Annotated in this window: 24 protein-coding genes; 7 read left to right on the forward strand and 17 right to left on the reverse strand. The window is 66.3% G+C overall.

The genetic code is table 11. The features are described from left to right. Positions 1-10 precede the first annotated feature (10 nt). Both ACZK5G_RS12965 and ACZK5G_RS12970 read right to left on the reverse strand, forming a co-directional pair. Positions 11-637, reverse strand: a complete 627-nt coding sequence (locus tag ACZK5G_RS12965) for a hypothetical protein (RefSeq protein ID WP_478463638.1) — start codon at positions 635-637, stop codon at positions 11-13. Between the two features lie 110 nt (positions 638-747). Further along, positions 748-3,474: a TonB-dependent receptor plug domain-containing protein gene (locus ACZK5G_RS12970; protein ID WP_478463640.1), complete on the reverse strand. Its 2,727-nt coding sequence runs from the start codon at positions 3,472-3,474 to the stop codon at positions 748-750. Positions 3,475-3,693: 219 nt separating this feature from the next. On the opposite strand from ACZK5G_RS12970, the gene ACZK5G_RS12975 reads away from it, so the two are divergent. Beyond that, the gene (locus ACZK5G_RS12975) at positions 3,694-4,293 is read left to right on the forward strand and encodes a GNAT family N-acetyltransferase (protein ID WP_071229112.1); all 600 of its coding nucleotides are present in this window, start codon (positions 3,694-3,696) and stop codon (positions 4,291-4,293) included. Here ACZK5G_RS12975 and ACZK5G_RS12980 read toward each other — a convergent pair. After that, complete coding sequence (locus ACZK5G_RS12980; protein ID WP_164081234.1) at positions 4,290-5,066, reverse strand: CDP-diacylglycerol diphosphatase; 777 nt, start codon at positions 5,064-5,066, stop codon at positions 4,290-4,292. The genes ACZK5G_RS12975 and ACZK5G_RS12980 overlap by 4 nt on opposite strands. Positions 5,067-5,133: 67 nt before the next feature. Beyond that, positions 5,134-5,790, reverse strand: a complete 657-nt coding sequence (locus ACZK5G_RS12985; protein ID WP_049463092.1) for a hypothetical protein — start codon at positions 5,788-5,790, stop codon at positions 5,134-5,136. Between the two features lie 171 nt (positions 5,791-5,961). On the opposite strand from ACZK5G_RS12985, the gene ACZK5G_RS12990 reads away from it, so the two are divergent. Further along, positions 5,962-6,258 (forward strand): I78 family peptidase inhibitor, encoded by a 297-nt coding sequence (locus ACZK5G_RS12990; RefSeq protein ID WP_032128105.1) that lies wholly within the window; start codon positions 5,962-5,964, stop codon positions 6,256-6,258. Between the two features lie 48 nt (positions 6,259-6,306). On the opposite strand, the gene ACZK5G_RS12995 is transcribed toward ACZK5G_RS12990, so the two are convergent. The 9 genes from ACZK5G_RS12995 to ACZK5G_RS13035 all read right to left on the reverse strand — a co-directional run bounded on the left by ACZK5G_RS12995 (position 6,307) and on the right by ACZK5G_RS13035 (position 15,315). Further along, positions 6,307-7,191: a hypothetical protein gene (locus tag ACZK5G_RS12995; protein WP_478463642.1), complete on the reverse strand. Its 885-nt coding sequence runs from the start codon at positions 7,189-7,191 to the stop codon at positions 6,307-6,309. Between the two features lie 117 nt (positions 7,192-7,308). Next, on the reverse strand, positions 7,309-7,917 hold the full coding sequence (locus ACZK5G_RS13000) for an SMI1/KNR4 family protein (protein WP_329894213.1): 609 nt from the start codon (positions 7,915-7,917) through the stop codon (positions 7,309-7,311). Between the two features lie 92 nt (positions 7,918-8,009). After that, positions 8,010-9,716, reverse strand: a complete 1,707-nt coding sequence (dld, locus tag ACZK5G_RS13005) for a D-lactate dehydrogenase (RefSeq protein WP_369353636.1) — start codon at positions 9,714-9,716, stop codon at positions 8,010-8,012. Then, the gene (lldD, locus tag ACZK5G_RS13010) at positions 9,713-10,852 is read right to left on the reverse strand and encodes an FMN-dependent L-lactate dehydrogenase LldD (RefSeq protein WP_110712678.1); all 1,140 of its coding nucleotides are present in this window, start codon (positions 10,850-10,852) and stop codon (positions 9,713-9,715) included. Before lldD ends, dld begins: the two co-directional genes overlap by 4 nt. Positions 10,853-10,856: 4 nt before the next feature. Beyond that, positions 10,857-11,621 carry a transcriptional regulator LldR gene (gene lldR, locus ACZK5G_RS13015; RefSeq protein WP_012480578.1) on the reverse strand — a complete coding sequence of 255 codons (765 nt, stop codon included), beginning with the start codon at positions 11,619-11,621 and terminating at the stop codon, positions 10,857-10,859. Between the two features lie 53 nt (positions 11,622-11,674). Continuing rightward, the gene (lldP, locus tag ACZK5G_RS13020; RefSeq protein WP_478463643.1) at positions 11,675-13,333 is read right to left on the reverse strand and encodes an L-lactate permease; all 1,659 of its coding nucleotides are present in this window, start codon (positions 13,331-13,333) and stop codon (positions 11,675-11,677) included. Positions 13,334-13,555: 222 nt separating this feature from the next. Further along, the gene (locus tag ACZK5G_RS13025) at positions 13,556-14,008 is read right to left on the reverse strand and encodes an MgtC/SapB family protein (protein ID WP_005410036.1); all 453 of its coding nucleotides are present in this window, start codon (positions 14,006-14,008) and stop codon (positions 13,556-13,558) included. A 159-nt stretch (positions 14,009-14,167) separates the two neighbouring features. Beyond that, positions 14,168-14,926 carry an SDR family NAD(P)-dependent oxidoreductase gene (locus tag ACZK5G_RS13030; RefSeq protein WP_049398446.1) on the reverse strand — a complete coding sequence of 253 codons (759 nt, stop codon included), beginning with the start codon at positions 14,924-14,926 and terminating at the stop codon, positions 14,168-14,170. A 95-nt stretch (positions 14,927-15,021) separates the two neighbouring features. Continuing rightward, positions 15,022-15,315 (reverse strand): hypothetical protein, encoded by a 294-nt coding sequence (locus ACZK5G_RS13035; RefSeq protein WP_125894599.1) that lies wholly within the window; start codon positions 15,313-15,315, stop codon positions 15,022-15,024. A gap of 57 nt (positions 15,316-15,372) precedes the next feature. On the opposite strand from ACZK5G_RS13035, the gene ACZK5G_RS13040 reads away from it, so the two are divergent. Both ACZK5G_RS13040 and ACZK5G_RS13045 read left to right on the forward strand, forming a co-directional pair. Then, positions 15,373-16,326, forward strand: a complete 954-nt coding sequence (locus ACZK5G_RS13040) for a helix-turn-helix transcriptional regulator (RefSeq protein ID WP_032129614.1) — start codon at positions 15,373-15,375, stop codon at positions 16,324-16,326. A gap of 386 nt (positions 16,327-16,712) precedes the next feature. After that, on the forward strand, positions 16,713-17,036 hold the full coding sequence (locus ACZK5G_RS13045) for an SMI1/KNR4 family protein (protein ID WP_478463645.1): 324 nt from the start codon (positions 16,713-16,715) through the stop codon (positions 17,034-17,036). A gap of 98 nt (positions 17,037-17,134) precedes the next feature. Here the strand turns inward: ACZK5G_RS13045 and ACZK5G_RS13050 are convergent, their stop codons facing one another. The 3 genes from ACZK5G_RS13050 to ACZK5G_RS13060 form a co-directional block, all read right to left on the reverse strand. Beyond that, positions 17,135-19,045: a CocE/NonD family hydrolase gene (locus ACZK5G_RS13050; protein WP_121503538.1), complete on the reverse strand. Its 1,911-nt coding sequence runs from the start codon at positions 19,043-19,045 to the stop codon at positions 17,135-17,137. A gap of 219 nt (positions 19,046-19,264) precedes the next feature. After that, entirely contained in the window at positions 19,265-19,651 is a 387-nt protein-coding gene (locus ACZK5G_RS13055) for a DUF4440 domain-containing protein (protein ID WP_478463647.1), read from the reverse strand. After that, the gene (locus ACZK5G_RS13060) at positions 19,651-21,009 is read right to left on the reverse strand and encodes an MFS transporter (RefSeq protein WP_478463649.1); all 1,359 of its coding nucleotides are present in this window, start codon (positions 21,007-21,009) and stop codon (positions 19,651-19,653) included. Before ACZK5G_RS13060 ends, ACZK5G_RS13055 begins: the two co-directional genes overlap by 1 nt. Positions 21,010-21,114: 105 nt before the next feature. Between ACZK5G_RS13060 and ACZK5G_RS13065 the strand changes: the two genes are divergently transcribed. Continuing rightward, entirely contained in the window at positions 21,115-22,011 is an 897-nt protein-coding gene (locus ACZK5G_RS13065; RefSeq protein ID WP_478463650.1) for a LysR family transcriptional regulator, read from the forward strand. A gap of 100 nt (positions 22,012-22,111) precedes the next feature. Here ACZK5G_RS13065 and ACZK5G_RS13070 read toward each other — a convergent pair whose 3' ends face one another. Continuing rightward, the gene (locus tag ACZK5G_RS13070; RefSeq protein ID WP_478463651.1) at positions 22,112-24,907 is read right to left on the reverse strand and encodes a beta-glucosidase; all 2,796 of its coding nucleotides are present in this window, start codon (positions 24,905-24,907) and stop codon (positions 22,112-22,114) included. A gap of 337 nt (positions 24,908-25,244) precedes the next feature. Here ACZK5G_RS13070 and ACZK5G_RS13075 point away from each other — a divergent pair, with 337 nt between their 5' ends. Further along, positions 25,245-25,679: a VOC family protein gene (locus ACZK5G_RS13075; RefSeq protein WP_032129608.1), complete on the forward strand. Its 435-nt coding sequence runs from the start codon at positions 25,245-25,247 to the stop codon at positions 25,677-25,679. A gap of 279 nt (positions 25,680-25,958) precedes the next feature. Then, on the forward strand, positions 25,959-26,663 hold the full coding sequence (locus tag ACZK5G_RS13080; RefSeq protein ID WP_478463653.1) for a helix-turn-helix domain-containing protein: 705 nt from the start codon (positions 25,959-25,961) through the stop codon (positions 26,661-26,663). Positions 26,664-26,667: the final 4 nt, after the last annotated feature.

The raw sequence follows: 26,667 nt of genomic DNA on the forward strand, positions 1-26,667 counted from the left end.
CATCCGCCGGCTACGGGCCCGTGATGGCGTTGGCTGCAGGATCCACCGAGAACACGAAGCGCCCACCACGCTGGTCCCTGCCCCATGTCATCGGCGCCGTGGTCAGACTGTAGACCGGGGCCGCCTTGTCCGTGCCGATCGCCTCGGACCAGGCACTGAAATCCTCATCGGTACGGCTTCGGATCTCGCCAACACACAGGCTGTAGCCACAGGCGAAAGACACCAGCGTGCCGTCGCTGCCGATGAGCCGGGTCGCGGCCGTCCTGTAGAGCCGGGTCAGGTCCTGCACTTCCGGGTGGCCAGCCGCATCGCGCTCGAACTGGCTGATCGCCTGCGCGAAAGCCTTGTCGGAACCCAGCAGCGCCTCGCTCTTCTGCACGGACACCGCACCCTGGCTCAGCAGCATGCGCTCGCCCTCGAGGAAGTGCCCCTCCGGTTGCCCGAGCCCAGCGGCAGCCGTCGTGGCACTCGATGCCGTTGCCGCGCGCGATGGCCCAGCGTGCTCCGCTGGCTGCGCGTGAGACTGCGCAGGCGCGGCATTGGCCACCTCCGCGGCATCCTCCACGCTGGCCGCCTGCCTGCCACTGCAACCTGCAATGGCCACCACTGCAATCACGCTCCACACCCTGACATCCATGCGCATCCTCCTCCGGGTAGCGCCACAGCATGCCACGCGCGCAGCGGCAACACGGGTGCACTGCACAAAGAAAAGCCCAGCAATGCTGGGCCTTTCGTTCGCCTGCGGAATCAGCGGAACCGGTAGTCCAGTTGCACCCAGTACTGGCGGCCATATGGGTCGTAGTTGCCAACCGGATAGAACGGCCAGCCGCCTCCGTTCTTGTCCGCCGGCGGGCGGCTGTCACGCAGGTTGTTGACGATCACACCCACCGACAGGTTCTCGCCGAACTGGCGGAACACGCTGGCGTTGTAAGTCATGTACGGCGCGATGCGGCCACTGCCATCGGTCTTCGGCAGCGAGCCGAAGCGGTTGCCGTACAGCGTGGTGGTCCAGTCACCCTGGTTCCAGGTGATGCTGCCGTTGGCCTTGCTGCGCCACTGGTAGTCATCCAGCGAATTGCGGATGTCACGCTCCGGATCATCGGAGAACTGTCGGTATTTGTGCTCCAGCACCACGGTGTAGGCCAGGCGCGTGGTGAAGCGGCCATAGCGGCCGGCATCGAAACGCCAGTTGCCCTTCAGGTCCAGACCGCGAACCGATTCGGAGGCCGCGTTGATCGGATTGATCAGCACGCGGGTCACCTGGTCCGGCTGCACCGTGGCATTGGACGGATTGCGGATCACCCGCGACAGCGCGTCCTGGCACAGCGGCGAACCGATATCGCGCGCTTCGCCGCCCAGCGTCCGGCCCAGGCGGCAATCGGCCTCATCACGCAGGATGCGGCTGGTATCGAGGCTGGTCACTTCGTTGTCGATGCGGATGTCGTAGTAGTCAGCGCTGAAATCCAGGCCGGACAGCGGCGACCAGACCACGCCGAAACCATACGACTTGGCCGATTCCGGCTGCAGCTGCGCATTGGCGCGGTTGCTGTAATCAATCGACAGGCCGTTGTAGTCGCAGTTGTCGTACGACTGGCCCGCCGTGCGGCAGCGCCAGTAATCGGTCATGCCCGGGTTGTAGCCGCGGGTTTCGGTGGCAAACACGTAGTTCATGTCCGGCGCACGGAAGCTGGTCGCCGCCGTACCACGGATCAGCAGGCTCTCGATCGGACGGAACTCGACGCCGAAACTCCAGGTGGCCTTGCCGATGTGCTCGCCACCGGCACGGTACTGGTCATAACGACCGGCCAGGGTGGTGGTCAGCGACTGCAGCAGCGGCAATTGCAGCTCCACACCTGCAGCGTAGCGGTCACGCTCGCCACCGGCGCCGACGCCTGCACTGGTGTTCCAGAACTCGCCGCTGCCCAGGCGCGGGTCCGGTCGGTTGCGGTAGCCCTGGCTGCCGGCCTCGACCACCGCTGCCAACGCCGCATCGCCCCCAGGCAGCGCGAACAGGCGGCCGTTGACGCTGGCGCTGAAGGTCTGCAGCCATGCCGCGTTACGGCTTTCCTGGTAGTCGGACAGCCCCTCGTATTCGTTCGGGGTCAACGGCTGGAACAGGCGCGCCGGATCCGGCGCATAGACCTCAACGCCGTTGCGCACACCCAGCTTCGGGCCGAGCAGGTATTCGTTGATGCCGGCCAGCAGCACCGGGCGGCGGGTGCGGTTCTCGTATCGCGAGCGGCTGTAGACCGCCTCATAGTCCCAGCCGCTGTCGCCGATCTGGCCACGTGCACCGACGTTGAACGACCACGAGTTTTCCAGGAAGCGGTTGGCATTGCGCGGCAGCCCGCCGATTTCCTCCGGCGCGAAGCGGCGGTACCAGCTTTCCAGGTTGCCGGTGGTCTGGTTGTAGAAGTAGTTGCGGGCCGAGGTCCAGGTCGGCGCACGCGTGTTGTTGTAGATCCGCGCGCTGCCCACGGCGACATCGGCAAACAGGTCAGTGGTCTCGTTGACGTGGAAGGTCAGCAGGCCATAGCCATTGAGGTTGCGCTTCTGGGTCTGCACGGTCCAGTAGCTGGCGGCGGCCTCGTTGCTGCCGCAGTACCAGCCCTGGCGAGGGTTGAAGGCGCGGAACACGCTGCCGCCATAGATGCCAGACGCCCCGTCGCAGCCAGTGACGCCCGGATCGATGTTGCGGCCGGTGGCGGCATTGCGGCGATAGGCGATCGCGGTCGCCTGCGGTGCCTTGCCGGCCGGATCATCGTCCAGCGAATCCATGAAATCGCGCTGGCGCGCGTGGATCGCCTTGCGCACATCGAACTCGAAGCCGAACAGCGCATCCCAACGCTCGCCGGAACTACCACCGACCACCTGCGCGCGCTGGTTGTCGCCGCCACCCTGCTGGGTGCCACCGGCGCGCACGTTCACATCCACGCCCTCAAAGCGGTCCTTGAGGATGATGTTGACCACGCCGGCGATCGCATCGGAGCCGTATACCGCAGACGCACCTGCCGCCAGGACCTCGATGCGCTCGATCAGCGCACTGGGAATGTTGGCCAGGTTGACCACGTTCACCGACCCTTCGTAGGCCAGCGGGTAGTCGGCCTGGCGGCGGCCGTTGACCAGCACCAGCGTGCGGTTCGGGCCCAGCCCGCGCAGGTTGATGGTGTTGGCGGCCGGGGTGAAGGTGTTGCCGAAGTCCTCGCCCTGTACGTTGCCGGTGTTCTCGGTCAGCGCGCTCAGTGCGTCGAAGGCATTGCGGTAGCCCTGCGCATCGATCTGCTCGCGGCTGATCACCGTCACCGGCGACGGGCCCTCGACACTGGCGCGTGGAATGCGCGAGCCGGTGACCTTCACTTCCTGCAATGTGGTGGGTGCGCTTTCCTGCGCGAAGGCCGGCAGCGAGACCAGCATCAGGGACGACAGTGCGAGCACCAGCGGACGCGGGCGCAGCGCCTTGTGGGAGGCGGACATGGGCTTCCTGGGGAGTTGGGCGGGTGGTGGTACGGGGGCAGCGGCCTGTACGGCGCATAACGATCCCGTAACGAAAGTGTCCTGAATGGGGGGGTTCAACGGAAATGACCAGGCCTGATGGCCTTATGCCTGAACCGAATCAGACCCGCAGTGCCATCCACCACACTTTTGCAATGTTTTGAATGGTGCAGGGCTGCAGGCACGGCCATCGTGCCGGGGATGATGACCCCGTACCCCACTTCCCTCCTTCCCCCATTGCGCCCGGTGCTGCGCCGTCACCTGCTGCAGCTGCAGGCCGCACCGGTCACCCTGCGCCCCTTCCAGCGTGCCGACCTGCCGCGCTGGCGCCTGTTCGATGACCGCCGCCGGCGCGGCCGCCGCGATCCGTCCGTCATCGATGAGGAAGCGCGCTTCCTCGCCCACATGCATCGCTCACGCCTGGAACAGGACAACGACCAGCTGCTGCTGGGGGTGTTCGATGACGAGCACGGCAACGTACTGGACCAGCTGCACGTACGGCTGCAATCACTACACGCGCGCAGCGCCGAACTGCTGTCGCTGCAGCATTGGCATCCGCATGCCGACGCGGCGCTGCAGGCGCTGTGCCCGTTCCTGTTCGAGGACGTCGGCCTGCATCGCCTGTTCGTGATGCTGCCACCGGACTGCAGTGATCCGTTCGCCACCGCGCTGCGGGCCTTCGGCTTCGAGCAGGAAGGCCTGCTGCGCGACCATCATCTGGATCTGGATGGCTGGCAGGATCGCCAGCTGCTGGCGCTGACCGCACCCATGTGGCGGAGCAAGCACAGGATGCTGGACTAGCGCACCCGCTCCAGCGCGTTGCCGGCACCGGTCAGCACCGAGCAGGCGTGGTCCTGCAGCTCTTCGGCGCTGGCCTCGTTGCCGGTGCCCGCGTCCACACGGGTGGCCAGCAGGATGAAGCCCGGGACGCCCTGCACGGCGTCCCGGCCCGCCACAACCAGGCTCCACTGGCCGACGTCGTCCACGCCTGCGAGGTCGTAGGCCAGCAGATTGAGCGGATTGGCGGTCAGTTCTGCGCCCGGCAGCAGGCGTGCCTGGTACTGATGGCCGCGCAGCAGCCCCGGCAGCGGTGTCCACTGGCTGCCCAGGGCGGCAGCATGCGTGTCCAGCGCCTGCAGCACGTCGGCACGCAGGCAATCCACGTGAATATGCAGCTGATGTTGCGAGCGGCCATGCGGTGAATTCAGCGCCAGGCTGGCAACGTTGCGCGGCAGCGGTTGGCCCAGCGCCCGTTCGGTGTGGGTGCGGGCCAGCCAGGCCGCGCCGAAGTAGTTGGGTGCACCACGCTGGTACAGGCTGCGGCTCTCGATGCCGCTGACCTTGTCCAGCGGCATCAGCAGGAACTGGTAGTCGCCGTGCGCGTCCTTGACCAGCACATCGCGGCGGTCTGCTGCCGTCTCCACCCGCAGGCAATCGCCACGCGGGCCTTCGGCGCCCTGGCAGTCACGTTCAATCAATCGCCACAATGCATCGGAATGGGCCGGCGGCGGAGGCGCGCTGGCACAGGCAGACAACAGCAGCAGGGACGACAGCAGGAAGGGGCGCAAGGACACGGCACGACTCACGGAGCAGGCGCGGCAGACAGCGCCGCGCTGCATTCTAGCCAGTGCAACGCTGCAATCAGTAGGTGCCGAACGGCACTTCAACCACGATCGGGGCGGCACCCTCGCCGGCCTGCAGGCTGTAGCGGTCCAGCGCGCCATCGTCATCGGCGTGCGGCTGGCGCTGGAAATGCAGCGGGTAGCGGCTGTCCCCCAGGCGCACGGCACTGCCGTCGGCCTCCAGCGCGGCACCTTCCGGAATCAGCAGACCGCCCAGGTCGCTGTAGGCGCCAGGTACATCGGCGAAGCTGTAGTCGGCCAGCTCGTCCACCCGCTGCATCGCATAGACGTGCGGCACATAGGGTCGTGCAGGGCTACGGCCATTGCTCAGGTCCGTCACCCAGGCCTGCGGCAGGTGGTACTCCCCGCGCAGCGCAGCGACGCCCAGCGAGGGGCTGGCCACCTGCAGGCAGCACACCGCCCGCTTGCCCTCGCGGTCGAGGATGGCGAAACGGTCGCCGCGGGTGGCCGCCTGCGGCAGCATGGCGAAGGCCAGGTTACGCTGCGCCGGCGCGTAGCCGGATTCGGTCTGCAGGTTGCGCCAGGCGCCGAATACCGGGGATTGGACCTGCTCGGGTTCCGGATCGGCAGCGGAGGCGGCAAACGCCACGCCCAGCAACGACAACATCAGGGCCGTCATTGTCTTGTCCTTGCCGCGGAAACTGCCTGCCGTCATACCGTATCCAACACCTGCGCCGGAAAGGCCCGGCCTGCCCGCTGGCGTACTGCCAGCTATTCCTCCCACTATGCAATGACCACGCTGTGCCGGCAATGACCGGGGCGCTGACGCCTTTCGCACGCTCGGTGCTATCGTTCCCGCCATCGTCCCCTGCGCAGGAGCGCTCACATGTCTCCATTCCGTCTGTCCCTGTTGCTGCCGGCCTCCGCCCTGCTGCTGTCGGCCTGCGTCAGCACCCCTGGCCCGGAAGTCAAAGGCAGTGGCCGCTGCGACGCCAGCCAGCTGGGCTGGGCGATCGGCCAGCCGGCCAACGAGCCCAACATCCGTCGCCTGTCCCGCGAGAGCGGTGCCGGCCTGGTCAACCCGATCGGCCCCAGCACCATCACCACCAAGGACATCCGCCCGGACCGCCTGCGCGTGTTCGTGGACAAGGACAACATCATCACGTCCACCCGCTGCGAGTAAGCGCGGCAGCGGGCTTTTGTAGGGTCGAGCCATGCTCGACTCTACATTTCAGGGTTCGGTATATCCCGCACAATCCGGCAGCGCCTGGTCGGGGTGGAATACCCCATCGCTGAAGCGGAACAGCCGCGTGTAGGTGCACGCCGGGTCCTGCTCGGTGCGCAGATCCTGCTTCTTCAACGGCCCCTTGGCCAGCGAATCCTCGAAGCGCGAAACACCGGCCGGGAACCGGGTCGCCACGGTCTGGTAGCGCAGCACCGGCATGCCCTCGGCGACCGTATCCAGCGCCAGCTTCGCCGAGAAGCCGTATTCGTCATGGCAGGCACCTGCGCGCTGCTTGATGTCCTGTTCGCTGAAACAGGCGCGGATCATCGCATTGCCCAGCCATGGCACGGTCAACACGTCGTCGTCCACCTGGATGTCGTCCTGCAGGTGGCGCACGCGTGCCAGTTGCAGCGTGGACGCGTCGGCACCTCCACCGGAGTACATGGCGCTGAACGTGACGATGCCACCCACCAGCACATTCTGGCGGTCGCGCTGCTGCGGGTCGGTCACCGGTTCATCGCTACCCACGCCAGGTGCCAGCCGCACGATCCACGGCCACAGCGACAGCTCGCTTTCCTGCGGCACGTCGATGCTGACGTGGTAGGTGTGTGGCGTGCCCTGGCCCGGTGCCTTCTCAAGCACTTCCAGCACGGTCGGCCGGTCACCATCTTTGGCAACCGGCTGCACGCGCACGCACCAGTTGCCGTCCCGCGTGCACTCGTAGAGCCCCGCCGGCCCCGTCTCATGGGCGATCAGCACCTGCCCCAGCGGTTCCATCACGTTGCCGGCGGCATCACGCTGCTGCGGCAGGATCGAGCTCTGCGCCAGCGCCAGCACTGGCGTGGCCAACAGTGCAGCGCACAGGGTCGCGCGGGCAACTACGGGGGGCATGGAGGAGATTCCTGCTCGTGGAATCAAGATGGTAGCGCAGGAATAACGGAACGATCGCGACCAGCCCGGTCAACCGGAACCCAGGCGGCACACTACCTGTCAGAACGGCGCTCCCAACTACGCCCCTCCAGCAGTACGGAGAATGGCCGGGGGAGCGAAGCCGTCATCAGTTGACGACTCGAGATTCTCACCATCCCAGCTTGCCTGAGTGATCCACTCCACAGCCTTCTCAGCGAAGTCAGCGAAAGTGGGAGCAAGAAGGTACTTGGTTTCTTCATCCGCACCAAAGGCAATCATCTGTCCTTCAGCACCGTCAATATCGGGATCGAAATCCAATCCCATGTGATTGCCGCCACCATCGTGCGTCAGCGGTATCCAACGTGCATTGGTATACATCGGCTTCACCACCCCCGCAGGACTGGACTTCATGAACTCCGCGCAGTCCTCGTTCATGCCGTCGGCCTCGATCTCACGCCAACCCTGCCACTGCCGCCTGATCTCCATGGACGAGAGCATCTGAGTGCCGAACAGAAGCCCGGCCCCATCCTGCCCGTCGTGAATCATCAGCAGCTGCCTGAGCAGATCTGGCAAAGCGACTCCAAGCTGAGCTTCCAGTTCAACCAACTCGCTTTCGGAAGCTCCCGGCCGCAACTGTACTTCATCCAGACAATTCTTCTCGTGAAGCGACGCTTTGATGGACGCCCATATCTGATCCGCACTCTGCATTGGTTCTGTATCCGTTTCAGCCAAGACCTCAGCCTAGTGCGAACCCGATCAGTGATGAATGCAACAGATCCGAATTTTCAGAGAGTGCGCCGCTAATGCCCACTACAGTCGCAGCCACCCCACCCTTTCGCCTTCGACGTCTGGCCGATACCCGGGTTGAAGGTATTGCTCGGGTCCAACTGCCTGTAGAACCCGGCCAGCGCAGGCTTGGCCGGGTACAGGTGGCCGACGTTGTGCTCGGCTGGATACTCGGCGCCACGCTGGTCCAGCAACGCCCACATCGCATGCTCGATCGCCATCGGGTCTTCGCCTTTGCGCGCGATGTAGTCCTGGTGGAACACGTGGCACAGGAAGTGCCCGTAATACAGCTTGTGCAGCAGGCGGCCATCGATATCGACCGGCAACTGCTCGAACCAGTCGGCATCATCGCGGCGCAGGGCGATGTCCAGCGCGACGATGTCCTGCACCTGGTCGCGGTGTACCTCGCGGTAGCGCACCGCGGCGCCGGCCACAGCGAAACGATGCAGGAACGCCTTGCGCCCCTCATCGGCCGTACAGTGGAAGTAGCCGCCCTCATGGTCGGCGAAGAAGCCGCGCAGCCAGGCCTCGGTGTCCGCGGCGTCCTGCGCGGAGACCTTCAACAGCAGATGATGCTCGTAGCGCTGGCGGAACTCGCCCATGCGCTTGGGCAGGTGCGAGGGCAGCAGGCCGGTCAGCACCTGCATCACCCGGTCGGTCACCCCGCGCAGGCCCAACCGCTCGAACCAGCCATCGACGCGGCTCTTCAGTGCGAAGGCGGCCGGCACGCGGGCGGTGCCGAGGCGGTCGATCAGCAGGAAACTGTCCTTGCCGTAGCGCTCGCCGATGTCATAGGCATCGCGGTGGATGTATTCGCCGGCAATCGGCAAGCGTTCGAAGCCGGTCAGCAGCTGGCGCCGGATCGCGGTGAGGCTGTCGGTGCGGTTGCTGCCGATGTAGAAGACTTCGGCGGCCTCCTTCTCGAAGGTATCCAGGCGCACCGCGAATACTGCCAGCTTGCCGGCAGACCCCGCTGCCTCGAAGTGGCGGCTGGGGTCGGCATTGAAGCGTGCCGGCGTATCGGCATCGACCCGGCGCACTTCCTCGGCGTAGCGTGGATCGGAAGCGGCGCGGCCATCGCCGTCCCCAACGTCGGCAGCAGCATAGTCGCCGGCCTGCAGGCGCTGCAGGATCTGCTCGGGCGTATCACCCAGCGCGATGCCCAGATGGTTGACCAGCTGCAGCTGGCCCTGCGCATCGACCTGCGCGTACAGTGCCAGTTCGGTGTAGGCCGGGCCACGGCGCACCAGCGCGCCGCCGGAGTTGTTGCAGATGCCACCGAGTACCGACGCACCGATGCAGGACGAGCCGATGACCGAATGCGGTTCGCGGCCGAGCGGTGCCAGCGTCTGCTCCAGGCGGTCCAGCGTCGCGCCAGGCAGGCACAGCACCTGGCGGCCTTCGTTCAACAGCTGGATGCCGGTCAGGCGCAGCGTGCTGACCAGCACGATAGGACGCCCATAGTCGTTGCCATCCGGGGTCGAGCCACCGGTCAGGCCGGTGTTGGCCGCCTGCAGGATGATCGCTGCCCCGCCCTGCACCGCCGCCTGCAGCACACGCCACAGCTCCAGCAGCGTACCTGGGCGCACCACCGCCAGCACCGGGCCGTCGCCGAAACGGTAGCCACGGCGGAAACGGCGGGTGGCCTTGTCGCCGGTCAGTACATGGCGGTTGCCGACCGCATCGCGCAACTGCGCCAGCACGGCATCGTGGCCACTCACGGCAGGTTGACCAGCGAATCGCGGCCGATGTCAGCGATGCGGCGCGCACCGGTCAGTGTCATCGCCACGCGCATTTCCTTGGCAATCAGGTCCAGCAGGTTGGCCACGCCCGCCTCGCCCTGCGCTGCAAGTGCATAGACGAAGGCACGGCCCAGCAGCACGGTATCGGCACCCAACGCCAGCATGCGCACCACGTCCAGGCCAGTGCGGATGCCGGAATCGGCGAGGATCTTCAGATCGCCCTGTACCGCATCGGCAATCGCCGGCAGTGCGCGTGCGGTGGACAGCACGCCGTCGAGCTGGCGGCCACCGTGGTTGGAGACCACGATGCCATCGGCGCCGAACTTGACCGCATCGCGCGCGTCATCCGGGTCGAGGATGCCCTTGATCACCATCGGGCCCTTCCAGAACTCGCGGATCCACTCCAGGTCCTTCCACGAAATGGACGGATCGAAGTTGCTGCCCAACCAACCGATGTAATCCTCCAGCCCGGTCGGGTTGCCGCGGTAGGTGGAGATGTTGCCCAGATCATGCGGGCGGCCGAACAGGCCCACGTCCCACGCCCAGTGCGGATGGGTGATGGCCTGGCCGATGCGGCGCAGCGAAGCATTCGGTCCGCTCATGCCGGAGTGTGCATCGCGGTAGCGCGCACCCGGCACCGGCATGTCCACGGTGAACACCAGTGTGGTCACGCCCGCGGCCTGCGCCCGCTCCAGCGCGTTGCGCATGAAGCCCCGATCGCGCAGCACATACAGCTGGAACCACATCGGCCGCTGGATGGCCGGTGCCACTTCCTCGATCGGGCACACCGATACGGTGGACAGGGTGAACGGGATGCCACGGCTGTCGGCCGCGCGCGCCGCCTGCACCTCGCCGCGTCGGGCATACATGCCGGTCAGGCCGACCGGCGCCAGTGCCACCGGCATCGCCAGCGTTTCGCCGAACAGTTCGGTTTCCAGGCTCAGGTCGGACATGTTTCGCAGGATGCGCTGGCGCAGCGCGATGTCGGACAGGTCGGAAACGTTGCGCTTCAGCGTGTGCTCGGCATACGCGCCGCCATCGATGTAGTGGAACAGGAACGGCGGCAGCCGGCGTTGCGCTGCGGCACGGTAATCGGTGGAGGCGGAGATGATCATGGGGTCAACCGTGTGGGGAAGGTAGACGCGAGGCCCGCGCACGCCGGGCTTCGTTGTCATCGAGGGTGCGCAGCGTGGTGTGCACGAACTCGAGGTGGGCATGCGCGGCGGCGCGCGCGCGTTCGGGGTCGCCGGCCAGCACCGCGTCCATCATCTCGCGGTGCTGGTCGGACAACGGCGAGAAGGTCCTCGCCGAGGTGTAGAGCTTTTCGCGGCTCTGCGAGATGTTGGTCTGCAGCAGTTCGAACAGCCCGCGCATCACCTGCAGCAGCACCAGGTTGTGCGAGGCCTCGGCGATGGACAGGTGGAAGGCCGCGTCGGCCTCCGCTTCGCCGGTGGGGTCATCCTTGCCGTGCGCGTCCATCATGGTCTGGAAGGCCTGCGCGATGCGCGTACGATCCTCATCGGTGGCGCGCAACGCTGCATGCCAGGCGGTGGCACCTTCCAGCGCGTGGCGGATCTCCAGCACGTCGAAGCGGTATTCCGGGTCGCCCTGGAACAGCGGCAGGTACGGCGCCAGCGGTTCATCCAGCGCCTGCCGCGCGCGCGCCGCGGGTTCGGCCACGTAGGTGCCGCCACCGACCCGTGCGGTCAGCAGGCCCTGGCTGGCCAACTGCGCGATGGCCTCGCGCAACGCCGTTCGCGAGACCCCCAGCTGCACCGCCAGGGTGCGTTCGGCCGGCAGCCGGTCACCCGGCTGCAGCCGCTGTTCCTGCACCAGGCCGCGCAGCTGCGCGGCCACCTTGTCCGAAATACGTTGCGTGCTCATGGCGTCATTGTGGCCCGAAGCGCGCAGCGGGTGGTCGGCCTGCCGTGCATGGCTCAGGGAATCATCCAGGTCAGCCAGTAAGCCTGGGCCAGGGTGATCAGGCCGACCATCGTGGTGAAGATCAGGCTGTGCTTGACCGTGAAACGGAACAGGTCCGATTCCTTGCCGGCCAGGCCGACCGCCGCGCAGGCAATGGCGATCGACTGCGGCGAGATCATCTTGCCGGTAACGCCACCAGTGGTATTGGCCGCCACCAGCAGCACGTCGGACACGCCGATCTGCTGCGCGGTGGTCGCCTGCAGTGCCGAGAACAAGGCATTGGACGAAGTATCCGAGCCGGTCAGGAACACGCCCAACCAGCCCAGGAACGGCGAGAAGAACGGGAACGCATCACCGGTGTGCGCCAGTGCAAGCGCCAGCGTCGCCGAAAGGCCCGAGTAATTGGCGATGAAGGCGAAGGCCAGCACCATGCCGATCGAGTAGATCGGCATGCGCAGCTCACGCACGGTCTCACCGAAGGTCTGCAGCGCCGAACGGGCCGGCATGCGCAGCGCGATGATGGCGATCACCGCGGCGAGGATGATCGAGGTGCCGGTGGCCGAGAACCAGTCGAACTTGTAGATCGCCTCGTAGCTGAGCGGTGCATCCACGATCGGCGGCATCTTCTGCACCCTCTGGTCCAGCCCCGGCACCGGGATCTTCAGCACCCAGCTTTCCAGCGGGCCGCCCGCCGCGAACAGCGATTTGAACGGTTTGATGCTCCACAGCGTGACCATCGCGGTGAGGATCAGGAACGGCGACCATGCCTTGGCGATCTGGCCGACGCTGTAGCGCGGCGCCTCCAGCGCCTGTGCGGCCGCCTCGGCGCTGGTTTCGGTATCGAAACGGAAGATCCGCACCGGCTTCCAGCGGCGCAGGAACAGCGTCAGGCAGACCAGCGAGGCCAGCGACGCGGTGATGTCCGGCAGCTCCGGGCCGATGAAGTTGGAGGTCAGGTACTGCGCGATGGCGAACGAGCCACCGGCCACCAGCACTGCCGGCCAGGTTTCCTTGATGCCGCGCCAGCCATCCATGATCGCCATGATCCAGAACAGCACGATGATCGTAAGGAACGGCAGCTGGCGCCCAGCCATCTGGCCGATCTCGAATGCATCCAGGCCGGTGACCTGCCCGGCCACGATGATCGGAATGCCCATTGCACCGAACGCCACCGGCGCCGTGTTGACGATCAGGCACAGGCCGGCGGCATACAGCGGTTTGAAGCCCAGCCCGACCAGCAGTGCCGCGGTGATCGCCACCGGCGCACCGAAACCGGCCGCGCCTTCCAGGAAGGCACCGAAGGCGAAGCCAACCATCAGCATCTGCAGGCGCTGGTCCTCGGTGACCGACAGGATCGAGGCGCGGATGATGTCGAACTGCCCGGTCTTGACCGAGACTTTGTAGAGGAATACCGCGCCGATGATGATCCAGGCGATCGGCCACAGGCCGTAGACGAAGCCGAAACCGGCCGCGCCCAGCGCCTGGCTCAGCGGCATGCGGTAGAACAGCAGGGCGACGCCGAGCGCGATGGCCACGGTGATCGTGCCGGCCAGCCAGCCCTTCATGCGGAGCACGGCCAGGGCGACGAAGAAGAACGCGATCGGCAGCAGCGCGGTCAGGCTGGACAACCACAGGTTGCCGGCGGGGTCGTACAGGTGTTGCCAGGGCTGCATGGGGGCTCTCGACTGGGGCGGGATGTGCTCCACCGCAGGCGGTGGGTCGCCATGGTCGTCGATTATTGGTATTACCAATAATGATTTCGATCAGACCACTTGCAGCGGATTTAACCGCCACTCCGACGAAGCGCCTATTAGACCATAGGGCTAGATGCCATATTGGTCCGACCATTAAGGTCCCGTGATAGTGCCGACCGCTGGCCGGCAATTCGAGATTCCCTACGAAATCCGCTTCTCCAACCGCCGCATCACCGCCAGCACCAGCACGCACAGCACGCTCACCCCGATGGCAATCACGTACTTGCCGATGCCCACGGCGATGCCGATGGCCGCCGCCATGATCAGCGAGCTTGCCGTGGTCAGGCCGCTGACCTGATCCTCGCGTGACCCACGCAGAATGGTGCCGGCGGCAACGAAGCCGACGCAGGCGACCACGGCTTCGATCAGGCGCACCGGGTCGACCTGCAGCAGGTCGCGGTAACGCTCCTGCTGGAAATGCTCTGCCACTGAATCGCCGAGTCCAACAATCAGCGCAGCAGCGCCGGCAATCAGCATGTGGGTGCGCAGGCCCGCAGCGTGCTTGCCCATCTCGCGCTCGACACCGAGCACGCCGCCGAACAGCATTGCTGCGGCCACGCGCAGCAGGATCGAGACATCCTGGGTGAGTTCCATGGGCAGGCTCCGGGCGTTTCCCGGAGCGTTGCTCGGCAGCCGTGGGATGGCGGTGAAGACGATGGCACGCCCTCTTCACCGCATGCTTCACCGCATGCGCTCATCCACGCATGGCCTGGATCTACTGGCCATCGCCATGCGTAACCTTCACGCAGTCGATCATTGCGCCAGATAACCACCATCGATCGCATAGTATGTGCCGGTCGCGAACGAGGCGTCGTCGCTGGCCAGCCAGGCAACCAGCGCCGCCACTTCCTCGGCCGTGCCCAGCCGCTTCAACGCGTGGCGGCCTTCCAGCGTGGCGCGCACCTTGGGGTCCATCTTCTCCAGCAGGGGTGTGCTGATGAAGCCCGGGCCGACCGCGTTGACACGGATGCCGTCGGCCGCATGCTCCCAGGCGGCGGTCTGGGTCAGCCCGACCACGCCGTGCTTGGCCGCCACGTACGCGGTTGAACCGGCATAGCCCACCTGGCCCAGGATCGAGGCCATGTTGATGATGCTGCCACCGGTTCCGGCCGTGCGCATCGCCTGGATCTGCGCACGCTGGCACAGGAACACACTTGTGAGGTTGACGTCGATTACCCGCTGCCAGCCATCGATCGGATAGTCACCGCTGCTTGCGGCCGGCCCGCCGATACCGGCGTTGTTGACTGCCACATGCAGGCCGTCGAGTTCCTTGATCGTGCGCTGCACCGCCGCCTCCACGGCCGCGTCGTCTGTAACGTCCAGCGCAATGCCGATGGCCTGTGCACCGGCACTGCGCAGCTGCGTCACGGTGGCATCGACTGCATCCTGCTTCAGGTCCCAGACCGAAATACGGGCACCGGATGCGGCCAGCGTCTGCGCCACGGCCAGGCCGATACCGGACACGCCGCCGGTCACGATCGCGGTCTTGCCGGTGAGCTGGTAGTCAATCATCTGCGTTCTCCATCAGTGGGGGTATCGATGTGACCTGCAATGGCCAACCGCCCCACCCTACGCGCCCGCTCGTGATGGCCCGGCCGACATCGCGTCTACGGGTGATCGTTCCAGCCATGAAACCTCAACTCAAGTTGATGTATGGAATTGCGTACGGATATGCATGCAAAACGCTGGCGTATGTTCGGCGGCATTTTCACTTTGGCCGTAATCGTCAATCGTTTTGACCATATTGAAATCAAAAGCGCGCGAATCAAGGCGACAATGGGAAACGTTTCCAGTTTCTTCGACACATTCCATTCAACCTGGTGTTCCCCCACCATCCAGCGTGCCCACGCCCCTGCTTCCCAGCATGTCTGCACGGGTAACGACGGGATCTGCATCTGCATTGCAGAACGCGTGGGCGAGGTAATGCCAGCGTCCACCTCCAAAGCACGTGCCGAGCGATGTCCCGATATTTCACTTTTGCTGATTACCGCCGCTTCGGCCACCGCCATGGCTTCGATTACCGCGCCGACCCGGAACACCTGCGCGACGACCAGTGGGCCGGCCATGGCGAGGTCAACGAGCAGTTCCTGCGCGGCGGCATGAGCCTGATCGCCTCCGACGTCCATAATCGCTTCCCTTATGTCGCCACCGCCCAGCAGAGTCCCGGCCTGGCCATCCGCGTGATGCTGCAGGGCCAGGTCGATGTGCGCATTCCGCGACGCGGTGGTTTCACCCTGCGTGCTGGTACGGCGATGACCGCGCACCACCGCGAACAGGTTGAGATGACGGGTGCGCATCCTGGCGAAACGCGCATGCGCGGCGTCAGCGTGATGGTGCCCGGCCAGATCGATCCGGACCTGTTCCAGCTGCCACAGTTGGAGACCGCGCTCAACACCCACCTGGAATGCCGCCACTGGGCCATTCCGCATACCCTGCTGCCGGTGCTGGGCCAGCTGTTCGAAAGCCCATGGGAGGACGGCATCGACGCGTTGTGGCGCGAAGGCGTCGCACTGCAGCTGCTGGCCGTTGGGCTGAAGGCCGAGGATCTGCAGACCGACCATGTACGAACGCTGCGGGCTGGCCAGCGCGAGCGCCTGGAGCGCGTGCGTGCCTACCTGCATGACGATCCCAGCCACGCCCATAGTCTGATCGAACTGGCCCAGCTGGCCTGCATGAGCCCAAGCTCGCTTCGCCGTCATTTCGCCCAGCAGTACGGCTGCTCGGTATTCGACTACCTGCACGAACAGCGCATGCGCCATGCCGAGCAGGGACTGCGCGAGGACGGCTGGACTGTCGAGCAGGCTGCGGCCGCCAGTGGCTACCGTCACCCCAGCAACTTCGCGGCTGCATTCCGCAAGCGTTTCGGCCTGGTACCCAGCCGCTGGCGCACGGGCCCATCGAAAGTGGTCTGAAGGCCTCGGTAGGTGTCGACCTTGGTCGACACGCTTTGGCACCATCGCGGATGCCGGCCAGCGGCCGGCACAACCGCAACCGCCTGAATCGACCTGCCATGGCTCCGCTCTGGTAGGTGTCGACCTTGGTCGACACGCGCTGGAAGCGATCATATTCCCGACACATCTCTGCGCATGTCGCATATGCCCATTGCCGCCAAAGATGGGCCGCGCCATCGTAGTAAGGCTGACTACAGGGACTTCTCGTGGACAATCGAGATCAACCAAGCACGCCTTACTTCATCCGATGCATCCAAAGTCCATGGCTACCCGAGACAGGCGGGCATGAGGACGATCTACGCAGCTTACAGGCACATTGGAGCGAGGCAGCGATTCCAGAGGAATTCATGCTGCTCCTGCGTTGGTCAAACGGTGGGCGCTGCGTGTTCCCTCATGCTTATGTCGACCTATGGTCCATCGCCACCATCATTCAGCTCAACCGCAGCTACCAGATCCGTCGTTATCTTGGCGACTACCTGATGGGCATTGGAACGGACGGTGGATCGACGCTCATCGCGCTCGATCTCTGCCCGCTCAGTCGCGGACAGATCATCTCATTCGATCTGGGCGATCTCGACATCAGCCGGGGAAAGCCCATCGCCGAATCAATTGCCGAACTCTTTCGGAAGTTCGACAGTGGGCTGCTGACGAGCGACAACCTTTATCCTTGAGCATAGAAACGCCGGCCAGCGGCCGGCACTACCAAAACCGTCGTGCATCGCGCGGGCCCAGGTAGCGCCGGGCCATGCCCGGCGTCACCCTGTGGGCCTCAATACACCGGCAGATCGATGTAACTGGCCTGCGCCGCGCTGTGCCAGACCCGCTGCGTGGCCTTCTGGTAATCGCCGGGCTTGGCCAGGTAGACGTTCGGCACGTAGGTCTGCGGGTTGCGGTCATACAGCGGGAACAGACTGGACTGCACCTGCACCATCACCCGGTGCCCCTTCTGGAAGGTGTGGTTGGCGTTGGGCAGGTCGAAGCGGTACGGCAGCACCTGGTTGGCGGCCAGCGGCTTCGGATCGCTGAAGCTCTCGCGATAGCGGCCACGGAAGATCGCCAGCGACACCGGCAGCTCGTAGCCGCCCATCTCCGGCGTCGACGCTTCCTGGTCCGGATACACGTCGATCAGCTTCACCACCCAGTCGCTGTCGGTGCCACTGGTCGACGCCTGCAGGTGCACCACCGGTGCGCCGCCGATGCGCAGCGGCGCGGTCAGCGGTTCGGTGATGAAGGTCAGCACGTCCGGGCGGCCATCAACGAAACGCTGATCCTTGACCAGCCAGGTGGTCCACATGTCGCGGTCACCGAAACGGACCGGGCGCGGCACGAACGGCACCGGCTTGGCCGGGTCGGACACGTATTCCTCGAAGTCGCCCTCGCCCGCCGCCGGTGCCTGGAACGCCAGCTTGCCGCCAGCACGCAGGTACAGCGGCTTGCTGCTGGCAGCACAACCCTTGTCGCAGCTGCGTGGCCAGCCCTTCAGGCGATCCCAGTGGTTCTCGCCGGTGTTGTAGATCAGCACCGGCGGCGTATCCGCCTTCGGCGCACCGTCCACCAGGTACTGGTCAAAGAACGGCTTGAGCACATCACGGCGGAACTGCAGCGCGGTATCACCATCGAACTTCAGCGCGCCCAGCTCGCTGCCACTGTAGTTCACCTGGCTGTGCCGCCACGGCCCCATCACCAGATAGTTGCGGTTGTTGCCGCTGTCGCGCCCTTCCATTGCCTGGTAGGCGTGGTTGGCACCCCACATGTCCTCTTGGTCCCACAGGCCCTGCAGCCACATGGTCGGCACCTTCAACGGTGTTTTCGCCATTACCGCGTCCAGCGCCTGGCCCTGCCAGAAGCCGTCATAGGCCGGGTGCTCCACCAGTTTCTTCCACCAGGTCAGCTGGTCCACGCCGGTGAAACGCGCGTAGTCGCCAGCCGAACCGATACGCAGGAAGGTGCTGTAGTCGTCATAGCCGAGGCTGGGCAGCGGCGTGCCCTTGCCGCGCTTCTCGGTCTGCATCGCGAAGTAGTTGAAATTGACCTGGCGGAACGCGCCGTAGTTGAGCCAGTCGTCGCCCATCCAGCCATCCACCATCGGGCTCTGCGGCGCGGCCACCTTCAGCGCCGGGTGCGGGTCGGTCAGCGCCATCACCACGGTGAAGCCCTCGTACGACGAGCCGAGCATACCGACCTTGCCGTTGCTCTCCGGCACGTTCTTCACCAGCCAGTCGATGGTGTCCCAGGCGTCGGTGGAGTGGTCCACCTTGGTGTTGTTCAACGGTCCGCGCAGCGGCCGGGTCATCACGTAATCGCCCTCGGAGCCGTACTTGCCGCGGATGTCCTGGAATACGCGGATGTAACCGCCATCGACAAATACCTCGTCGCCCTGCGGCAGCAGGTCGCGCATGCGCGGCGAATCACTGCGGCTGGCGCGACCGGCAGCGTCGTAGGGCGTGCGGGTGAGCAGGATCGGCGCATTGCGCGCGCCCTTGGGCACCACGATCACCGTATACAGCTTGGTGCCATCGCGCATCGGCACCATCACCACGCGCTTGTCGTAGTCACGACCGACATCAGGGGCAACGAAGGGCTTGCCGCTGATGTCCGGGGTCATCGGCGGGGTTTCGGCGGCCAGCACTGTGCTGGACAGGCAAAGGGCAATGGCTACAGCAACGGCACGCACACGCATGGACAACCCCTCCCGGCAGGAAAGCCTCAAGCCTACTCCTGCCTTGAGCCGTGAAGTGTGTGCAGGCTTTGCATTCTGCGGTGGATGCAGGCAGGACTGATGGCACATGTGCGACCAGCTGCTGCGCTCGTCGGCAACCGGTAGCGCCGGCCGCTGGCCGGCAACTTCATCCACCTCGGGCACGGTACGCGGTTGCCGGCCAGCGGCCGGCACTACCGATCAGGCTGCCGCTACCTCATGCAGCGCCAGCCAGCGCCAACGCCCCTCTTCCCGCCGCAGCACCGCCAGCGATTCCCGCCATACGGGCTCGCCGCCATCGATCGCATGCCCTTCGCGATAGCGCAGCACCGCCAGCGGTGAAGGCGCTTCCACCGCCTGCACGGCGTCGATGGAAATCTGCAGCCCTGGACGCGCGCCATGACCACCCGCGAACAGTGCCTGCACGGCCTTCCGGTCCAGCCTGCGACCCGCGATGCCGACCATGCTGAAGTCCGCGCAGAAATGCGCCATCAGGTCCTCCAGTGCGTCGGTGCCGACGTCGGCGCGGAACCAAGCCTGCAGCTTGTCGTGCAGGTGGTGGACTTCGTGTTCTGCGGTGGTATCCATCAGGTGTTCTCCGGTTGCGAAAGGGTGAGCAACTGCGGCCGGCGCAGCAACGTCATCGGCAGCAGGGTAAGTAGAGCGGCCAGACCCAGCGCCACGCCGGTGGCGCGGGCCGGCAGCCACTGCATGGCCAAGGCCAGCAGCAGCGCGATGGCCGCGGTGCCCAGGCAGAAGCTGAGCTGGCGATTGAGGTTCCAGAGCGCACTGGCATCGCCCAATGCTTCGCCCTCGACCCCATGGAAGGCCAGCGTCTGCGCCGTGCTGCTGCACAGGCTGCCGCCGGCGCCCATCAAGGCAAACAGCCATGCTGCAATGGAAAAGACCGGGTGTGGCAGCAGCGCCATCAACAACAGGCCGCAGGCCTGCAGGAGCATGCCCGCACGCAGCACCGAGGCTGGTCCGAAGCGAGCCAGCAGGCGCTTGCTGGCCGTGATCGCAATGGCCGAGGCCAGCGCCCACGGCAGCATCAGCGCGCCGATGCGCGCGGCACTATAGCCGGCCTGGTGCAACTGCAGGGTACTGACCAGCTGGCTGCCGATGAACACACCGGGTACGGCCAGATAGATCAGCATCGCCAGGCGCAGCCCGCGATGGGACAGCAGCGACCAGCGCAGCAGGGGCTGCGCCTGCTGCCGTGCATGCCGCAGGTGGGCCGCCGCCAGCAGCAGTGCGACCAACAGCAACACGGCACCGGCGCCGCGATGTCCGGGCTCGCCCAGCCAGGTCAACGCCAGCAGCAGCGCGCCCAGCGCCAGCATCGCGGTGGACAGCGCATAGGCCTGCAGGCGTGGCGCACCACGCGCGCCGTCGGCCGGCATCCACGCCAGCACCAGTCCAATCGCCACCACGGCCAGCGGCAGGCTGGCCCAGAGCACACCGCGCCAGGACAACCACTGCACCAGCAGCCCACCGAGCGCAGGCGCCAGTGCCGGCACCAGCAGCGCCACCAGCAGGATGCGACGGGTCAGCGCGCCACGTTGATCAGGCGTGCACTGCCGGTACGCCGCCGCCTGTGCCACCGGAATCAGCAGGCCACCGGCCAGGCCCTGCAGCAGGCGCCAGCCCAACAGCCAGCCAATACCCGGTGCAGCCCCGGCCAACACTGCGGAGGCGGCGAACAGCAGCAACGCCACCAGCAACAAGCGGCGCTCACCACAGCGCGCGGCCAGCCAGGGTGCCAGCGGAATCACCACGCTCAGGCCCAGCATGTAGGCGGTGCCGACCCAGGCCAGGGTACCGACGTCGGCATGCAGTTCCGCCGCCAGCGCCGGATAGGCCACCGTGGCGATGAACATGTTGACCAGATCCAGGGCGAACACCAGCAGGAAGATCGCCTCATGGCGCAGGCGGGGGGACGGCATCGGCGGCGCTCCAGCGGGGAAGCGGCCAGCATGCCGTCCGGACCTTGTTGGAAAAACCCGACGGCAGCTGCAACACTGTCAAACCTGTTTTGACAATGGATCATCATGGTCAGCCTCGATCGCTTCGATATCTTCCGCGCCGTGGTCGACGCCGGCAGCCTGACTGCCGCGGCTGATCGGCTCGGCCTGAGCCGCGCGGTGGTCAGCTTCAACCTGAAGCGGCTCGAGCAGGAGCTGGGCGTGACCCTGCTGCTGCGCAGTACCCGCCACCTGGCCCTGACCGAGGCCGGCGAACAGTTCCTGCAGCACTGCGTGCAGGCGCTGGACGCCGCACAGGCGGCGATCGATGCTGCCCGCCGCGACCAGCATCAGCTGCAGGGCGTGCTGCGCCTGACCACCACCCCGGAGTACGCCCAGCTGCGCCTGATTCCCGCACTGGAAGCCTTCCGTGCGCGGCATCCGGCTCTGCAGCTGCACCTGTCGACGTCACCCGCGCCGGCCGACCTGATTCCCGAACGCTTCGACCTGGCGATCCGCCTCGGCCGTCTGCCCGATTCGGGCCTGCACGCCAGCGAACTGGAACGCCACCCACTGTGCGCGGTGGCGGCTCCGTGCCTGCTGGCACGCCTGCCCTCTGCCGATGCTGCCGATGACCCCGTGCAGCTGGGCACCCTGCCCCGCCTCGGCTACCCGCGCCTGGCCGACGTGCCGGTGATTGCGCCTGATGGCAGCGACGCCCTGTTTGCCACCAACCCGGGCAATGCAGTGGTGCGCGTGGATGGCGCCAACAGCCTGCGTGCCTTCGCCGTGGCCGGCGCCGGGGTCACCGTGCTGCCACGCTGGCTGATCGAGGACGACCTGGCCCAGGACCGGCTGCGCCCGGTGCTGCGCCAGCACCGGTTCCCGCAGCAGAGCGTGTACGCGGTCTACCCGCACAGCACGCAGCCCTCACCGAAGGTGCGGCAGCTGATTGATTTCCTGCGCGGGTGGTTTGTCACCTGAAAAAAGGGGACGGAGGGGATTAAGTCGTTTATGCATAAACGACTTAATCCCCTCCGTCCCCTTTTTTGCATGGCCCCTTGCGGGGCCATGCCTTCAGGCATCAGCGCAGCACCTGCTCCACCAGCTGCACATCCACCGTCTGCAGCGGCTCGGCAGCGTTGCGCGACAGCTGCACCTGGTAGGTGCCGCCATCGATCTTCCACTGGCGGGCCTGCGCATCGTAGTGAGCCAGGGTCTTCGGCTCGGCTTCGATGCGGATGCGGCGCTGTTCGCCCGGCTGCAGGGTCACCTTGTCGTAGCCGATCAGGCGGATCGGCGTGGTGCTGCCAGCCGGCAACTTCAGGTACAGCTGGGCCACGTCGGCACCGGCGCGCTTGCCGGTGTTGCGGATGTCGACGCTGGCGACCAGGCGCGATCCTTCCACGCTCACCTTCAGATTCTCGTAGGCGAACGAGGTGTAGGACAGGCCGTGGCCGAAGGCGAAGGTCGGGGTCAGGCCCTTGGCCGCCATCCACTTGTAGCCGACGTTGGCGCCTTCGATATCGAAATCGAACACATCGCCGAACGGCTTGGCCGGCTTGAAGCCGAGGCCGTCGATGTGCGGGCGCGGCAGCTGCGATTCATCCACTACCCAGGTCACCGGCAGGCGCCCGGACGGATTGACCTGGCCGGTCAGCAGTGCGGCAATGCCTTCGCCACCGCGGATACCCGGGTACCAGGCCTGCAGCATCGCCGGCACCTGCGCCAGCCACGGCGTGCGCACCGGGCCGTTGGTTTCCAGCACCAGCACGGTCTTCGGGTTGGCCTTGGCCACCGCCGAAATCAGTGCGTCCTGCTTGTCCGGCAGCTGCATGTCCGGCAGGTCCACCGATTCGGCCGCCCACTGGGTGGCGAACACGATGGCCACGTCGGCCTGCGCGGCGGCCTTGGCCGCAGCGGCGGCATTGCTGCCGTCCACATACTCGATGGTTGCATCCGGACGCGCCGCACGCAGCGATTCCAGCGGCGAGGACGGGTGGAAGATCACCGGGCCCGGCCAGGTGGTCGGCAGCACGCCCGGCACCGCGTTGGTGCCCTTGGCGGTCACGCCCACCATCGACGAACCACCGCCACCGATCACGCCCTTGTCGGCATGGCCGCCGATGATGACGATGCGCTTCACGCTGTCGGCCAGCGGCAGCAGGTTGCCTTCATTGCGCAGCAGCACGCTGCCTTCTTCCACCGTGCGCTGGGCGACGGCGAAGCCAGCCTCGGCATCGACCTTCTGGTGCTGCGGCGGGTTGTCGAAGTTGCCGTGCAGGAACATCGTGCGCAGGATGCGCGCCACCATGTCGTTCAGGCGTTCCTGCGGCACCACGCCACCATGCACGGCCAGGCGCAGCGGCTCATCGAAGAACACCGCTGCATCGAATACTTCACCGGCAGACTGCTGGTCCAGGCCGGCCAGCGCTGCCTTGGAACCGCTGTGCACGCCGCCCCAGTCGGACATCACGAAACCGGGGAACTTCCATTCCTGCTTCAGCACCTGATTCATCAGGTAGCCGTTCTCGCAGCCGTAGGTACCGTTGATCTTGTTGTACGAGCACATCGCCACGCCCGGGCGGCCGGCGTCCAGCGCGATCTCGAAGGCCAGCAGGTCGGACTCGTGCATGGCCTGTTCGCCGATGCGCACGTCGTGGAAGTTGCGGCGGGTCTCCATGTCGTTCAGCGCGAAGTGCTTCATCGAGGAGATCACGTGCTGGCTCTGCACGCCCTGGATCAGCGCGCCGACCATCGAACCGGCCAGCAGCGGGTCTTCGCCGGCGTACTCAAAATTGCGGCCGTTGCGCGGGTCGCGCTGCAGGTTGACGCTGCCGGACAGCAGGATGTTGAAGCGCTGCTGCCACGCTTCGCGGCCCATGGTCGCGCCGCCGGCAAAGGCGACCGCACGGTTCCAGCTGGAGGCGGTGGACGGGCCCGACGGCATGGCGGTGGCGAAGTCGCCCGGGCGGATGCCGCCTGGATTGGTCACGCCGACGCCGGCATCGGCCGACTGCTGCGAGGGAATGCCCAGCCGCGCCACGCCCGGCACGAAACCGGCCGACCCGACCGCGCCTTCCGGCAGCGGGCCACCGTCCTTGCCCAGCCCGAAGTAGCTGTGCAGCATCTGGAACTTCTCATCCTCGGTCATCGCCTTCAGCAGCAGCGCAGCGCGCGCATCGGCATTGAGGGTGGTGTCCATCCAGGGCGTGTCGCCGTGCTTGTCGGCGGCATAGGCCAGGGTCAGCAGCGTGGCACGCAGGGCGCTGCCTTCCACCTTGAACGGTGCACTGCTGGCGGCCTGGAAGCCGTCGCTGAAATAGCTGGCATCGGCTTCCAGCGCCACACGTGCCGGGTCGAAGCCTGCGGCCTTGGCCGATTCACCAGCCACTGCGCCGAGCAGCACCGCCGGTGCGCCCAGCCGCGAACGGGTGACCAGCGCCGGCAGCTGCGCGGCACCTGCACCAGCATCGGTGTAGACCGCCACGGTGTGGCGACCATCGTCCAGGCGCAGGTAGTTCAGGCCCGGCTGGTCCGGGCCGGACTCAGCGGCAATCGGCAGCCGGGTCAGCACGGCCTGGCCACGCTGGGTCTGGCCATCGTCCTTGCCCGCAGCAATGAAGCGGTACGCGTAGCCCAGCCCATCGGCCAGCACCTGCAGCGGATCGACCTGGCCGATGCCGCGCTGCACCTGGCGCACGCTCACCGCGTCCACCTGCAGGGTCTTCAGCTGGGCGGCCAGGGCCGGCATGGCCTCGGCGGTCGGGGCCTGTTCCAGGGTCAGCACAGTGAACGCGGCGGGGTCGGCCCAGGCCGGGGCGGCCAGTGCGGCTGACAGCGCCAGGGACAGTGCAAGCGGCTTTGTAAACGTTTTCATCGGCAGGCGTAATTCCGTTGCCAAGGCAATCGGTCCAGGGAAAGTGCCGCCGAAGGGTGCAGCGTTCATGCCGCGCAGGGGTTGCCAGGCAACGCCCCGCAGGCCGAAGGACGGGCCGGTCTGCGCCTGGGACCCTCCTCCCGGCGTGACAACCTGCCTGTCCGGGCCGCGCAGGGCGACCCAATCATGTGAAGATTGTGCGAGGGCGTTCACACCTGTCAACAGGACCTAAGTCACAGGCCGACCCCAGCCACTGGTTATCAGGCCATCACCGGCGGTCATCAGCGCGCCGCGCGAGGCTGCTGATAATGGAGATCCCTGGCCACGAATCGAGCCCATGACCGTACACCGCGACTTCGATCATCTCTGGCGCGACCGCTGTGATACCTCCAGCCAGCGCGCGCCGCGCGTGCTGATCCGGGTGTTCGTGGCCCCCGGTGAGCTGGAGCGCAGCGTGGCGTTCTACGAGCAGTTGCAGGGCGTGGTGGCCGATGCCGGGTTCCCGTTTCCGGAGGCCGGCCTGCGTCTGGCGATGGTCGGTGCGTTCCTGTTGATCGAGGGCAGCAAGGCGGCGCTGGCGCCGTTCACTTCGACCACGGGGACGCTGCTGGTCGATGACGTTCGGCCCTATCACGACAAGCTGGTGGCGGCTGGCGCTGAAATCATCTTCCCACTGCAGGTGGTACCGACCGGGGCGGCGTTCAATGCGGTGCATCCCGATGGCACCGTGGTCGAGTACGTACATCACCGGCCCGACCCGCACGGGCGGTGAGGTGACGGCCGGGCTGCGCCCGGCACCCGCAGAGGCAACGGCCAACGCTACAGCAGAATCAAATGCCGCATTCCGTGGGATGGCGGGGCACTGTGGGTCTGCGGGGACGGCGCAAGTACGTCCATGTAGCCTTGGTCGCCGCATCCATGCGGCTCACACCCCGCAAACCCACAGTGCCCCGCCTTCGACAGCTGGCTGGTGGCCAGTAGATCCACGCCATGCGTGGATGCTTTTCAAATCAACACGAGATATTCGATTCCGGTGGAGGTCCATCCACGCATGGCGTGGATCTACAATTCCTCCATGTCCTCTCCCGCCCTGCCCTGGAATGGCACGCTGCTGCTGGATGCTCACGTGGCCGTACTGCAGGGCCACGCCGGTGGCAGCGATACGCACGCGCACTACGCCCATCAGCTGCTGTTGAGCGACGGCGCGCTCTGGCAGGTCGAGGTCGCTGGCGTACGGCAGCAGGGCCAACGGCTGTGGCTGCCGTCATTCCAGCCGCACGCAATCCTGTCGGCGCCGGAAGCGGGCTGTACGGTGTTCCTCGAGCCCGCACATGCCGATCCCGGGCAGATCGAGCAGCACCTGCACGCGCTGCCGGGCAACGCGCTGGAGCTGCACGACTGGCTGCCACGGCTGAGTCGCCCGCAGCCGCTGGACCGCCGCGTGCAGGCCGCGCTGTCCCGTATCGCCCAGCACCTGCCCGGCCCGGTGCCGGCTGCCGATATCGCCGAGGCGGCGCATCTGTCGGCCAGCCAGCTGCATCGGCGTTTCCAGTCCGATCTGGCGGTGACCCTGCGCGGCTGGGTACTGTGGCAACGGCTGCGCCGCGCACTGATGCATCATCTGCGCGGGCACAGCCTGACCGACAGCGCGCACGCGGCCGGATTCGCTGACCTGGCCCATCTGTCACGCAGCCTGCGCCGCATGTTCGGCATCGGTGCCGCGCAGCTGCAGGGCCTGCAGCTGCACGCGGTCTGACATG

The organism is Stenotrophomonas sp. 62841_Sma, from assembly GCF_056482945.1.